Source organism: Pseudomonas sp. Teo4, from assembly GCF_034387475.1.
Taxonomy (GTDB): domain Bacteria; phylum Pseudomonadota; class Gammaproteobacteria; order Pseudomonadales; family Pseudomonadaceae; genus Aquipseudomonas.
In genome coordinates this window covers 31097-44090 of record NZ_JAXCIL010000003.1, presented here as the reverse complement: position 1 = coordinate 44090, position 12994 = coordinate 31097, and the positions used below count along the sequence as shown (strand labels likewise).

Below are 12994 nucleotides of genomic sequence, written 5' to 3'. Positions count from 1 at the left end.
CAGCCGCTCGAAAGCGGCTGAAATGGCTACTGCTTGCCTTGAAGGCGTTACGGACGAGGACCGGCCGGAGCCTCCTCCTCGCCCTTGAGCGCGGTATCGAACTCGCTTTCGAGCGAGGCGAAGTCGGGGGCCGGTTCCTGCGCTTCTTCAGCCGGAAGCTTCGGCGGTTGCGGCTCGGCGCCCGGGCGAACCAGAGGGGTACTGAACTGGTTCGCCAGGTAGGTGCCCGGTTCGTCGGCGAGGATGTTGAACGGCGAGAAGCCGGAGATCGTGTCGGTGCGAGCGATGCCGGGGAGGATGACCTTGCTGAACAGGTTTGCCTGTTCACCGAAAATCATTTCGTAGCGCTGGGTGCGACCGGCCTTCACCTCGCTGATCAGCTTGAACGCTGCGTTGTTGTCCTGCGTCGGATCGCCGGCGTAGTTCATGCGGTAGCCGGGAATGCTTTCCACACGCACGTCGCCATTGACCAGGCCGGCGAACAGGTCGTCGTTCGGGATGCCCTTGAAGATGTTGTTCTTGAACAGATCTTCCAGGGTTTTCTCGGTGTCGGGCACGTACTCGTCACCGTCGCGCTTGAAGCCGACGTACACAGCACGAGTCAGTACATCTTCACCATCAGTCACCCGCAGCAGCGCGAGCGCCTTGGTGCCACGGCCGAGTTGTTCGGCGAGGACTTCTTCCAGATCCTGGCGGCTGCGCACATTGCGGGCGTTCGACGGCTCCACGGTATCGATGTGCACTTGCGGTTTGTCGTTCGGGCCGAGGGCCTCCAGCTTCTGGACCGCCCAGGTAACGGGAAACTCCTTCTCGAAGGTGCCATGGTCGGTCTTGACGCGGGCCGTCACGGTACGGGCGTTCACTGGCAGGGTGATGCGCTCGGGCTCGCCCGGCTGCACCGCGGGGTTCTTGAACGAGATACGCGGCGCCGTCGCCAGGATGTTCTCGATGAACGAGCGGTTGTCGTGGTCGGTGTCATTGCTGGACGCCAGGGTGTTGAGCCAGCGCGAGCTGAGTACGCGCTTGCCATCCTCCATCTCGTCGCTGAAGAAGCAACCTTCCAGGGTGAGGAAGGTGCCCTTCGCGGCATCCGGGGCGGCCAGCGACTTCTTGCCGTTGCCCTTGACGAAGTTGGTCAGGGATTTACTCGCGGACTCGCCGCGGAAGGTGACGACGATCTCTTCGCCGGCTTTCACCTTGGGGTTGCTCTCGTTCAGCAGCTTCCCGGTCAGCTTGACCGCGCCGTTCGATTCCACGGCGGTGCTGACCTCGAACACGGCGCCGAAGGCGTCGTACTTCTTGTCGGCGCCGCCCTTGTTTACATCTTGGATACGCTTCAGCAGGGACATAGTGTGGTGCTCCTTGTCGGGGGATAAATCGTTGATTACGCCATGGAAGGACGACTGGAGCGGTTGGCCGCCAGTTCTTCGAGGTGTTCGAGGTAGGCCTCCAGCTGCTCATTGAGGTGGAGAACGCGCTGCGCTCGGGTTACCCCGACGTAGTTGACGTTGATCTCCTCGATCAGGTTGGTGTCGGCCTTGCTCATGTCGATCAACTGGCCGGTGTCGGAGTCGAGAAACTCCATGAAGTCGCCAGCCAGCTGGACATTGGGGAATTCGAGCCCTTTCGACTTGTGGCCCGTGGTGAGGATCAGACGGTTGTCCGCAACGTTGCCGTCTTCGACCGGTGCCAGGGCTGCCCGCTCGATTCGCTCCAACAAACCTGGGATATCCCGGCCATAGGCAGTGACGATCTTGCAGCGCGACTTAACTTCGCGGTCGTTGATCATTTCGGCGTATTCCACCAGCTCATCGAAGCTGCTGAAGGACCGGATGAATGGATCCTTCACCTGGCCTTTGATCGACAACTGATAGACGTCCAGGATCTGATCGAAGCGGTAACCGCGGATGTCACCGACGAAGGAGAAGGGCTCGTTCTTGGTCAGAGCTTTCACGGCCCGGTCGAACAGCGCAGCATTGCCTCGGCTGAGGTACGCATAGCCCTCGCTGGCAGTCAGAGGACGGATCTTGCTTTCCGCCCCCAGTCCACGCAGATGAACGACATCACCCTTGAGGTCCAGGATGCGGTTAGCCACTTCCGCCACTTCGTTGCCGAAGCGGAACGAGCCCGTCAGGTAGAAGGTTTCGTCCGAGGGGATGAGCTCCATCGCGTTGCTCGCACCACGGAAGCCGTAGATCGCCTGATGGCGATCGCCCACATACACCTTCTTCGCCTGCTGCTGATTTACGATTGCTTGGGTGACGGGATTGGTATCTTGCGCTTCGTCGAAAAGGATCAGGTCGTAGGGCAGTCGACGACCTGCGACCTGGTAGAGCTTGAGGTACCCGTCATGCAGCATCGGGACTTCGGAGCGCAGATCCTGCATTGCGGTCCAGACCTGCATCGCGTCCTGCAAGATCCGCTGCGGATCGAAATGGCTACGCTCGACCGGGGCGTCGCCGATGCTGACGTGCTTCGGGCTAAGCGTGGAATCGGCCGACACGAGGTAGTTTTTCACGGTCTCGATCACGCGACCGCCATACAAGTTGTGGGCACTCGACGGGACGCCCGACAGGCTGGAGGTCAGCTGTCGAGTAACATGGAAGGGCTTGATGTCCCCCTGAAGCTTGCCATGTACGTTGCCGTAGTCACGGCCAATGGCGCCGTAGGCAAGCGAATGTGCGGTCTTGCAGGTGACGTTGGATGGGAACTTCCTGGAGGCCTCGACCTGGATCGATTTGTTGAACGCGACATATAGCTGACGCTTGTCGCGCTTGGCCTCGGCGATGCCTCGCAACGTGGTGGTCTTGCCAGTGCCAGCACCGGCTTCGATCTTGATTACATCGGAGTTGCTTTCGCAGGGAGCACGTTGCTCCTCGGTCATCTGCAGGCCATCCATAACAAAACCCTCGTTACCTGATATTGCATCAGGATAAACAAACGAAAGTCGTCGTGTAAAGCCTAACCTTTTAACACCTGCGCCCCCTCCCCCATCACCCGGCCAAAGCGAGCGCAGGGACCAGCTCGCGCCTAGCGCTCACTCACGCGGGCAATTACATCCTTCCATCCCGGCCAATCACTCGCCGCCAAGTTGCTATTCCCCGAGGCGTGCCGATCAACCCAGTCAGCAACCTGGGCCTTCTCTTCGTCATTCATCGCGACTGCAGCGGTGATGATGCGTTCGTAATGGGCTACTAGATGAGGGGGCGTTAGCTTGGTGGAGCCGAGGAACATTTTGCCGGCCTGCCAATCCTTGAATACCCTTTGAATCTTTCTTCCCCCGCTGCCTGGCTCCAAGAAAATAGTGGCGAAGTAGTCAATCTCAACGATTCCATCATTCGGAATACTAGGTACACCATCCGGCATCAGATGCTGCCCGTTGCAAATCACCTCAACATACTCAGGCTCTTCGGGATTGATGTCGTGCCAGTGAATTTGGTAGCCCTGTTCCCTTAAAAACTGGATGAACTGCTTAAACAGCTTGCCTGTAGTGGTGAGTGCCTGCATAGATTGCCTCTCGCGTTTTTCTCGTTACAATGCAAGTATATAATTGAACTTCAGTTCAATCTGAAAGCCGCCATGTTTCTGCGAGCCAGCTCTTGCAGATGATCACCCAGATCGAAGAACCCCCACTCGTGGAGCACGGCCGCAACTCGCACCGAACGAATATCATCTCGCGGCAGAAACACAGCTCGGGAATCCTCATAAGGACGGGGCAGGCGTCGGTGCAGGTAGGCAGCGCCATAAGCCCGCATGGCATCGTGAAACGCCATGTAGCTCATCGGCTCGTCCCGTAGCGCGAATATCTCAAAGTCACGCACCAGGGAACTGACAGAAGCGCTGTTGAGGCCGTAGATCTTTAGCCGCCCCTGCAGCGGCACAGAACGACGCAACCGCGAAGCGATATAGCGTGCTGCCGCAAAGTGATGCGAGCCACCGGAGTTCATCAGGAAAAGCCGCCCATCCCACCGATAGCAGGCGAAATGATCCGAAGGATCCTCGCGATGAAGTATTCGTATCTCGGACCAGGCGAGGTTTTGATCCAGCTTTTCCAAGCTCATAGGCTCGATCATCGGTCGCGAGTTGGTGGCGACCATATCGTCAAGGCTCGCGAAGTCACGCAGCTCCGATTTCGACGCTGAAAGGCCTTCGACATCCTGAATCTCGCACCGCCATTGCTCCTTGACCTCGCGACAGCCCAAGCGGGCGAGATCCTCCCGGGTGAGATGGAAGCTGCCGTATTGGCCGCCCTGATTGCGCCACCCGAGCATTTCTCCGGCAGCTAGACGGGGCCAAGAGCCGTGCACCGCGCCACCCCATTCATGCCATAGAACAACGCTCGACGCGGCAATACTTTGAGCGGGTTCCCGCAAGTGCACTTTCAGAGCAGGAAAGGCCTCAACAATAGCGCGGACCGAAGCGGGGATACCGAGATCATCCTGAATCATCCGCTTCATCCGGAGGAAGAAATGTCGCACTCCCGCCCCCTTATGCAGCAATCGGAGCCGGCGACTCCGGCGAGTTAAGCAAGCCATGCTTCAGCCCAACCAGGTCAATCATCCCCACGAAAACGCTCCCCATACAACGCCAACGACCACCAGCACGCCCAGGCCGGCCAAGATCCACCGAGTCCGAACTTTACGGCGCAGACGCGCCTTTTCGGCAGCCAGTTTCTCAAGCCATCCATCCGGCCGCGACCCCATGAAATGCGCTTGCACGATACCAACTCCTGCAACGGCTAAAGCAGAACGACGGATGCCAAAGTGCGTGACAACCAGGAGAGAAGTATCGGCACCGGGATCGAGTATTCCGCTGCCTGAATAATGACCATGAGATCGGGTGACCCAACCTTTTCAGCACATTCGGCGAAGGTCAGAACGGGCTGGGGGGGGGAGGCAATCTTTTCGACATCCGGTTCGCCTGGAGATCCGATGCAGACAGTCCGGTAGCGGGCCACCGCCTCGCCATCTTCCGGATGTTCATTCAGCCATTGAGCGATAGCTGCGTCCCTGGCCTCCCCCACCTTCCCCAAGTAGACGCTACCCTCGGCCAGCACCAAGATGAGGAACAAGAACAGCGCAACGCCACCCCATAGGATCACCCTCGGGACGGCTCGAAACATCTTCGAATCGCGGAGAACTACAAGCATGGACAGCCCCCTCAACCTGCTGCGAGGTACAGCACGCGCCCGCCGCTGCTATCCAAATCGATGCCTTCGTCATCCTGTGCCCCTGCTCCATCGGGGACCAGCTCGCCATGTCGCTCCAGGATCCACTGCGACACATCAGCAGCCGTAACGCCGAATTCGCGAGCCATGAGCGAAACATCAGCCCAGCTCACGTTTTCGCTAACCTGATTGAACATGCGATCGAACTCATACGTGGTCAGGTCGCGCTCAACCAGGTGCGTCCACAAACGACGGTTTGTCGTGATCAGATGATCATCACTGTCATCCCGCCAACAGGCCCCTTTGATCACCTCGGGAGATACCGCCGGCGCCCGGAAGAAACTGCGACGCACGCACACAACAAGTCGCACCTTGGCGCTCGCCACCAGGTAGAAGCGATGCCCAAGGCGCTCTTTGAGCCGTGGCGACGTAGATTCGACCGCCGTGATCGAGCAGCCTGCCAGCAACTTGGAAAGCTTCGTCAGCGCCGCGTAGACGCTCTTCTTCTGGCTGAAAATGCTGTCTTCGATGTACCAATAGTGAACCCGCGCGTCATCCAGGCGAAGTCCGTTGTCGACCTTCAACCCCATGACCGACATCAAATTCATCACCGACTGCAGCCGAAGGTTTTCCTTCTTGCCGGCCAACCAGGAACGCAGGTTCTGGACAGGGATATTGGCAAACCTGGCCATCATCTCGATGTCCATCACCACCAGCTCAGCGAGCAGAGTGACCAGCTCGTTAGCTTTCATTCGCTTCTGGGTAGCCATAGCTTTTCCTTAGATTTTCGCCGCAACAATCATCAACAACACGCCAGCAAAGCTGGGCCAAATTAAGTTTTGTCATCCAGACTGCGCCCCGTTACCGAATGCCCGAATCCGAGCGCTAAGTGCCTCTTCGGCAACGAACAAAACCGGCGATGACCAAAATCAGCATTGGCGAGCAAAAACCATTTCCGGACACTACATCTGGATCAGCCCGCCCTCTTCTCAATGGGCAATCGGAATAACGGCTCATCCGTCCAGAGACTTTGTATGCTCGCAAACACCGAAGCGTCTGCAGGGGTTTGCCACAGCGCCTGAATCTGCGCATCGCCAGCCCGGTCGAGATCCACCAAGCTGATGCGCTGCCCGCCTTCAGTTGGTTTCAATCCAGAAGCCACCCGCTCAGCAATCTCAACAGGCAAACTCGCGAACACCGCGTTGGCCTCGCACACCTGAACCACTGCGAATGCCCGTAGGCCATTCCCCAAGCGGAACACATACCCTCGCTCGAACTCGCTTTTATTCAGCAGCTCACACAGGGAATCGACCATTTCTTCATCGACCTCCCAACGGTGGAGGCCTGGAGCTAACATCCCGCCATCCAGAAGCCCGAGGTCAAACAGGACCATCCGCAGCTTCTCCATCGAAACATTCCGCGTCGTCCCCTTGCTCGAAATGAACGCCGACAGATTCCCCCGATGGGTAGCGTGAGTTTCTGCGATGCTCTGCAGAGTCACCCGCTTGGCCTTCCTCAGAAAACCCAGCCATGCCGCCATTTCGGCGCTGACTTCTCGTTCCTTATCGGTGACTTTCATTGATCTATATTACCATGTCAATATGTCGTTGATAGTAAAAAAATAACCAATCAGACGCAATCATACGCGGCAGGTTTTTCCCTCACCATGAATCTAACCATCGAGCTTGTTCCTAGATCCTGCTGGTACAGCAACGTCCGTTCAAACGTCAGCGAAGCCACTTGGAGTCGGCTGAAAAGCATCTGCTTCAAGGCTGCCAACTACCGTTGCGAGATCTGCTCTAACCGAGGCCCGCACCATCCTGTCGAGTGCCATGAAATCTGGCACTACGATGACCACCGGCTCATCCAGCGCCTGGATCGATTGATAGCGCTCTGCCCGAGGTGCCACCAGGTAAAGCATATCGGTCTCGCCATCGAGCGCAGCGAAACCCACAAAGCCATCGAGTGGCTGTGCCATGTGAACTCCATCAGCCCCGGCCAAGCCCTACAGCTGGTCAAGCGAGCCTTCGCGATCCACGAGATCCGCTCCGCGTACAGCTGGTCGCTCGACCTCTCTCAACTATCTGATCACTACCAGGTGAGGCTCGCTCCAGATAATCGCGAAGCTGGCCTCAACCGCCCCTCATCGACAAGAGCTCAATGAGGCGCCAACTGCTGCATGCGCAACATGTGTTCAGCACCGACACGCTCTAGTTCTGCTGCAGACGTTTTGTAGACCTGCTTCATACGAGCGATGTAGTCGACATCGCTTTCGTTTGGGTAGCGGTCGTAGCGCCGAACTTCTGCATCGTCCGATATCGGGGCAGGCAACACCGACGCAGCCGGCGGCGTATAGGGCTGATAGACGGGGGGGCTTTCCACCGGTACCCGTTGCGGCGATGCACTTTCCACAGGGACAATCGGTGTCGATGCTCTCCCCGGGCCAGCATCAGGGCGAACAACCACATTGCTCGAACTGCTCTCGTTCGAAGCGCCTCCCGAAGTTCCGATGTTGAAGATCCCCGCGCACGCGGGGAAAGCGGTCGCCACCATCAGAAGGAAAACGACCGAGCAGTTGATCCGCTTGATCATGCGCGTAGTGCCTCCGACCGCTGCTGTTGGTAGATATCGAGCAACTCGGCGACCAGCCCATCAATTACTCCATCGTCCCGATCCTGGCCAATCAGGCCGCTGATCTCGACCTTCTTCTTCCGCGCCTCGATTTCCCGCGCAACGCTACCACCAGGGTAGAGCCGAGCCAGGAGGCGCCGCGTTTCGACTGGCCCAATTTCCCGATACAGTGTGTCGCGGACGTAGGTGTCTTCTTGCGTGGTCGAAAACGCCCAGAGCCTGATACCGCCCATAGTGCTATTCAGCAAATGCACCGATTCGCCTTCACGAGTACTGAACGCGCCAACGAACGTAGACCCCTTCGCACTCGGAGGACGGATCATGTGGCGAACCGCGTATTCCGCCGTCGATGACAGGCCGAACATTTCGCGCATGCGCCCCGCCTTCTTCTCGTTCTGCTTCGAGAAAACCTTCTTGACGGTAGCGAAGGACAACATTTCTTCGTCAAAGTCATCCACGTCCTGAGACAGTACGGTAACCATTACGCCCTCCTTACCCCCCTCGCGCATATCGCCGATAACCTGGTCCCGTACCGGACGCACGCGCTTCGTTCGATGGAGTTCGTCCCACTGAAGGTGCTTTTTGTCTTGGCGGATTTCGCGAATACGGTGCTCATGGTACGGGCGGTACCGTGGGGCGAAGCACTCGACATCTTCCTCGGTCAAGTAGAAGTTCCTCGCCACGACATAGCGAGCCAGCATGTAACACATCGCTGTCTGGTGGTCGGCCGCGGCGGATCCACTACGAGCAACTTCGGCGAGGTCGATCGAAACGACCCTGGCTTCGCCCAGATCAAAGGCCGTAGGCAAAGCGAGAATCGGGTAGCTGCGCAACGATTCCGAAATCATCCGGGAGAAGGCATCCAGTAGCGCCTCACCATCCTCGGTGCTCTTGCCTCCATAGAGATCGACGAATTGTTGCTCGCGACTCACCGCCGCCAAGTCGGCCAGCGTAGGAACGGCTTGCCGCTGCGCCAGGGTTGCAGAATGGATGTCACCATGGTCGTAGAGCGCGTCGACGATCTCCCACCAGGAAGTTCGCCCGTCTACCTGGATACCGAAGCGCTCAACCGCCCGGTCGACCTGCTCAGCCCCTCGGGTGTTGGGGATGTAGGGCTTGGCCCTGGTATTGTTGCCATCGCCTGCGTAGTAGCGGTAGGCCTCCTGCAGGGTGAACTTGACCAAGCCAACCATGCCGTCTGCCGGTGCGGCAGCACCCATTGGCGTAACAAGCAGCGACACAAAGTTAGTTTGAAAAGCAACTTCGCTGGGTAGTGGGTAACGGGACCCTACCTGAGTGTCCAAAGGGTTGATGGCGAACTCCGGCGTCATACGCAGACGCAAGCTCATCGCCAAATGCCGCTTTTCCTCGGGAAGAGCGTTGCGTAGCAGAGATATCAAACCAGCACTCCCCTTGCCGACGTCGATGATCCCGATCATCGGCAGCCGGGTGATACCCGGCGAGAGGCAAAGCGCAAGGTTCCCTTGGTTACCATCAACCGTTTTACCGGACCGAGGTTCAGCCACACCGACCGTAATCCAACTGGACTGGACTGGTGAGTTGGGTTGATAAGGCCAGATCTTTCCATCCGGCGTGCGATAGAGAACCGCTCCGCCATCAGCCCAAGGCGACGCAGGACGGTACAAAGGCAACATCTGCGTGACATCACCGAGAACCGCACAAGAAGGTGTTGCGACGCTATTCAAGCTCAGGCAGAGCGCCGACGATGTAAAACCTTGGAACTGATCGCCGCTGGCTTCGCGAATATCAATACCTCCCCATCCCTGTACGGCACGGGCGAGGCGAGATGCGCGGGATGCGAGTAATTTCTCGTCATCCTTCGGAGCCCACGTCGCGAAATCCACACGCAGGCGGACGTCCAGTTCATTCTGTTTCTTCACCATCTCACGAACCGCCGAAACCCCCTCCCGGAAAACCTTGTTGTCCGGATTGGTGAAGCTGATGATGCTGGCAACCATGTTCTTGAAGCCGACCATCTTCAGGCCGCCTGACTCAATCAAAAAACTGATCCGCCAAGGCAAGCGGTTCTGACTTACCCGCACAAACAGCTTCTGAAAGGGCTCAATGTCTTGTGCATGCAGGTGCACGTACATCGGGGCATATATCCTGTCGCCAACTATCGTGTACTTCCGCCCTGCTTTTTCAGCATCTCGCGGTACCAGCTGGCGATCGAGGCGCGGCCAAAATGCCCCTGACATGTCCTTGGGATTTCTGCTGATGTCCCGCACGGGAATCTTGTCGCCCGGAAGCCGCGGGCGCCAATCATCGGCGGTGAACTCCGGATCCACGCTCATCCGCATTTCGTAACCGGCCTTGTGGACGTCCAGAACCTCTACAGCGATATGGACCGACCGCAGGTCCCCGACCAGGGCGTCGACGAACGAGCGGTGCCGAGTACGCAACGACTGCATCGCCGCGAAGACGTTCGGCACATCCCGCATCCGGGGAAGCGGCGAGGCCTCGCGCAGCTCCTCCTTCGCCTTCACATCGCGCTTCTGCTCGCCACTGGTGGCCGCCGACGGCCTGGTGATCAGGGTGATGAAGGCCTTCTCGTTGGTGCAGAACTGGGAAAGGTGTCTGACGTCCTCTTCGAAGAGGTCATCCAGCTCCAACCCGAGGCGCTTGGCTGTCGCTCGGGAAGGAGCGATGGCCGCTTCGATATCGCGTACAGCACTATCGGGATCACCGCTGAAGTACACGTGGACGGCATGGCCGCCATTGCTCAGGTACGCCTTCAAGCTCTTGCTGAACAGGCTGTCACATTCAGCAAATTCGACCTCGCCGATCATCCTGGTGGAGCCGTGCAATTGCAGGACGGTGAGCAAGGTGCCATCCCGCATAGTCATGGTCTGCTCGTCGTCGATGCTTTCTATATTAATGTAGTCAGCCATCGCCATTTTGAATTTCGAGCAGACATACGCGAGGAGATCCTCAATCGTGTCGACGATACCTGCAGCGCTCATCTAGCGGTCTCCCCGGTTTCCAATTTCGCCTTGTAGTGCTCCGCCACCAGTCGGCCATGCTGGACGAACAGTCCTCTGGCAAACTCTTTAAGGTGACTTGGCAACTTTGTATTAATGAATGATTTTACCGTCTCAAGATCTTTCATTGCCGCATGAAGTGCAGCATCGTTCTCCGGAAGAAGAAGCAGTCGATCCAGCGCAATTATCACTTCCAAATTGCGCGAATCTCGCAGTGCAACTTCAAGCAGAGTGTTAATGTCAGACATTGTGTAAGTCCTCTTGAACTTCAATGTCCGACGACATATTTGGAGGAGCAAGCAGACCTATAGAAGATGCGATGTCATAAGCATCCTTAAAATTATGCTTTGGCACCAGACAGGTCACGCTACCCGCGCCATACTTTCTGATGGCGAACCCGGCCTTATGAAGCTGTAGCGCATAGGTGAACATCAAGAAACGGTCCACCGCGGTTATCCAGGCTGCACGCGGGGAAACTGCCCGATACTCCGTACTCTTAGGCTCAAGCCGATAGCAGTTCTCACGTGAAAGACCGACCCAATGGTTCATAGCCAAGAGCTCCGCTCCAGGACTCATAGCCTGCAAAGCAGAGAACATCGGCAGCTCGCAGGACGTCTCAAGCATTTCATAGCCGCTGAATACAAAAGCACATGCCACTTCAACCTGGGCGTACTGAGAAAGTAGTAGAAGTTCTGGCTGCGATACCCAGGATCGGTTACTACCAGCCTTTGCCCCGTTAGCAAAAGCAATTACGTTCACATAATCAGGATTTATATTTGAAACGGATACTTTAGCCAGCACTGGGCGGGGGTTATTCACAACCCATTGAACTTTATCCGAGATTGGAGCTATCTGTTCTGCAGAGAAATACTCAACTTGTTCTCCGGGTACGATCATGCTCAGCATTTCGCGAGCATACGCCACTGCCGGCGCAGAAAATCGAACCACTACCATTTCTTCCCGATTGTAATGGGGCGTCAGGCAATAAGTGTAATACTGATGGGCAGCCGACAGCGCACCATCTACTTCCGGCGCAATGTGTGGATCTTTATCTGGAAGGATCTTGCACCGAATTTCGTCCGCCAAATTGTCGTGCATAGGAACAGAACGAGAGCCATCAATGCCGTAGGCGCCTTTCGCGTACCACATGACCCGAGAAAAAACACCGGAAAGGATTTCCGTGATTTGTTTCTCGGTGTAGCTACGCCGCATTAAACCCCAAGCACTGCAAATGTCTGCCTGCCCCTCTTGCAGCCACGAGTTAAGATAGGTTGTCCTCTTTATATATGGCGTCTTATGTAAATTCGCACCATAAATCGCCGAAAACGAAAGATTCGTCCACCAGAGGGTGTCGTTATCCAAGTTCCCGACAGAAGAAATACGAAACGCCTCCATACCTTCCACGGACGCCCAACCGCCCATATTCGGATCGTCGGCATCGAAACGGACACAACCGTGCCTGACTACCCCCATCAGGCCACTCCTGCAACGCCAGGCCAGGCCGCGAGATCCAGGCGACTGAAAGACGCACCGTTCCCAGACCACATGCCAGCTTGCTGGATGAAATAGTCCGCTCCAGGAACGTAACGACAGCCACCCAGAAGGACACTACGCTGCTCGTACTCATCGTCGCTCATGTCCAGCAAAACTCTGCTACATACCAAGGGGTCCGAAAGGCCTTTCCGCACAGTTTCCCCCTTCGAGTTCATCTCGACCTGGTGGGCTCGGTCGGTGATACGGCGGTAGACCGTATGCGGGTTAATACCCTGTTCCGCCGTCGAAGCCACCTTTTCCGGCCCAGCCGCAACAGACTGCATCGCCATGCAGTAGAAAATCACCTGCAAGAGATTGTTGAGCTGAACTTGAGTCAGCTCAGGCAGGAAGACAATTTTCCCAGGATCGGATGGCCATTTCTTAGAAACCGTATCGAGATGAAATGGCGCGTGGCATAGCTCACAAACAGGAACTAAGTTTTCGAGTTCATTATTCGTGTGATCACCATCCAGATTATGGATATCGAAACTATCGGTTGTTCCGAATGCAAAATCGCAAAAATGACAGCGACGTCCAAAGCGCCCTTGCGCAATAACCTGCTTGCGCAACTCACCCGCGCTCTTGTCCAGCCGAGAGCCGTGCTGAATAAGAGGCGCTTTCCGGATGTCACGAACAACCGATAGCTCGATCATTTTACCAA

The 12994-nt window shown here is 56.8% G+C and carries 13 protein-coding genes; all 13 read right to left on the bottom strand.

Annotation, left to right across the window (positions count from 1 at the left end; all coding sequences use genetic code 11):
* Window positions 1–47: 47 nt before the first annotated feature.
* The 13 genes from PspTeo4_RS27945 to PspTeo4_RS27885 all read right to left on the bottom strand — a co-directional run bounded on the left by PspTeo4_RS27945 (window position 48) and on the right by PspTeo4_RS27885 (window position 12986).
* Complete coding sequence (locus tag PspTeo4_RS27945) at window positions 48–1349, bottom strand: hypothetical protein (protein ID WP_009684332.1); 1302 nt, start codon at window positions 1347–1349, stop codon at window positions 48–50.
* A gap of 35 nt (window positions 1350–1384) precedes the next feature.
* The gene (locus tag PspTeo4_RS27940; RefSeq protein WP_009684333.1) at window positions 1385–2899 is read right to left on the bottom strand and encodes a UvrD-helicase domain-containing protein; all 1515 of its coding nucleotides are present in this window, start codon (window positions 2897–2899) and stop codon (window positions 1385–1387) included.
* Between the two features lie 131 nt (window positions 2900–3030).
* Window positions 3031–3507 (bottom strand): hypothetical protein, encoded by a 477-nt coding sequence (locus tag PspTeo4_RS27935; protein ID WP_009684334.1) that lies wholly within the window; start codon window positions 3505–3507, stop codon window positions 3031–3033.
* Window positions 3508–3557: 50 nt separating this feature from the next.
* Complete coding sequence (locus PspTeo4_RS27930) at window positions 3558–4448, bottom strand: DUF6685 family protein (protein ID WP_023118090.1); 891 nt, start codon at window positions 4446–4448, stop codon at window positions 3558–3560.
* Window positions 4449–4738: 290 nt separating this feature from the next.
* Window positions 4739–5149 carry a hypothetical protein gene (locus PspTeo4_RS27925; RefSeq protein ID WP_009684336.1) on the bottom strand — a complete coding sequence of 137 codons (411 nt, stop codon included), beginning with the start codon at window positions 5147–5149 and terminating at the stop codon, window positions 4739–4741.
* Between the two features lie 11 nt (window positions 5150–5160).
* Window positions 5161–5937, bottom strand: a complete 777-nt coding sequence (locus PspTeo4_RS27920; RefSeq protein ID WP_023118091.1) for a hypothetical protein — start codon at window positions 5935–5937, stop codon at window positions 5161–5163.
* 203 nt (window positions 5938–6140) lie between these two features.
* Entirely contained in the window at window positions 6141–6746 is a 606-nt protein-coding gene (locus PspTeo4_RS27915; protein WP_009684338.1) for a hypothetical protein, read from the bottom strand.
* A gap of 141 nt (window positions 6747–6887) precedes the next feature.
* Window positions 6888–7145 (bottom strand): hypothetical protein, encoded by a 258-nt coding sequence (locus PspTeo4_RS27910; RefSeq protein ID WP_009684339.1) that lies wholly within the window; start codon window positions 7143–7145, stop codon window positions 6888–6890.
* Window positions 7146–7324: 179 nt separating this feature from the next.
* Window positions 7325–7759: a hypothetical protein gene (locus PspTeo4_RS27905; RefSeq protein ID WP_009684340.1), complete on the bottom strand. Its 435-nt coding sequence runs from the start codon at window positions 7757–7759 to the stop codon at window positions 7325–7327.
* Entirely contained in the window at window positions 7756–10782 is a 3027-nt protein-coding gene (locus PspTeo4_RS27900) for a hypothetical protein (RefSeq protein ID WP_023118093.1), read from the bottom strand. Before PspTeo4_RS27900 ends, PspTeo4_RS27905 begins: the two co-directional genes overlap by 4 nt.
* Window positions 10779–11048, bottom strand: coding sequence for a hypothetical protein (locus tag PspTeo4_RS27895; RefSeq protein ID WP_009684343.1), 270 nt, complete (start codon window positions 11046–11048; stop codon window positions 10779–10781). Before PspTeo4_RS27895 ends, PspTeo4_RS27900 begins: the two co-directional genes overlap by 4 nt.
* Window positions 11041–12273 (bottom strand): hypothetical protein, encoded by a 1233-nt coding sequence (locus PspTeo4_RS27890; RefSeq protein ID WP_009684344.1) that lies wholly within the window; start codon window positions 12271–12273, stop codon window positions 11041–11043. Before PspTeo4_RS27890 ends, PspTeo4_RS27895 begins: the two co-directional genes overlap by 8 nt.
* Window positions 12273–12986, bottom strand: a complete 714-nt coding sequence (locus tag PspTeo4_RS27885; protein WP_009684345.1) for an HNH endonuclease — start codon at window positions 12984–12986, stop codon at window positions 12273–12275. The genes PspTeo4_RS27890 and PspTeo4_RS27885 overlap by 1 nt, the downstream gene beginning before the upstream one ends.
* Window positions 12987–12994: the final 8 nt, after the last annotated feature.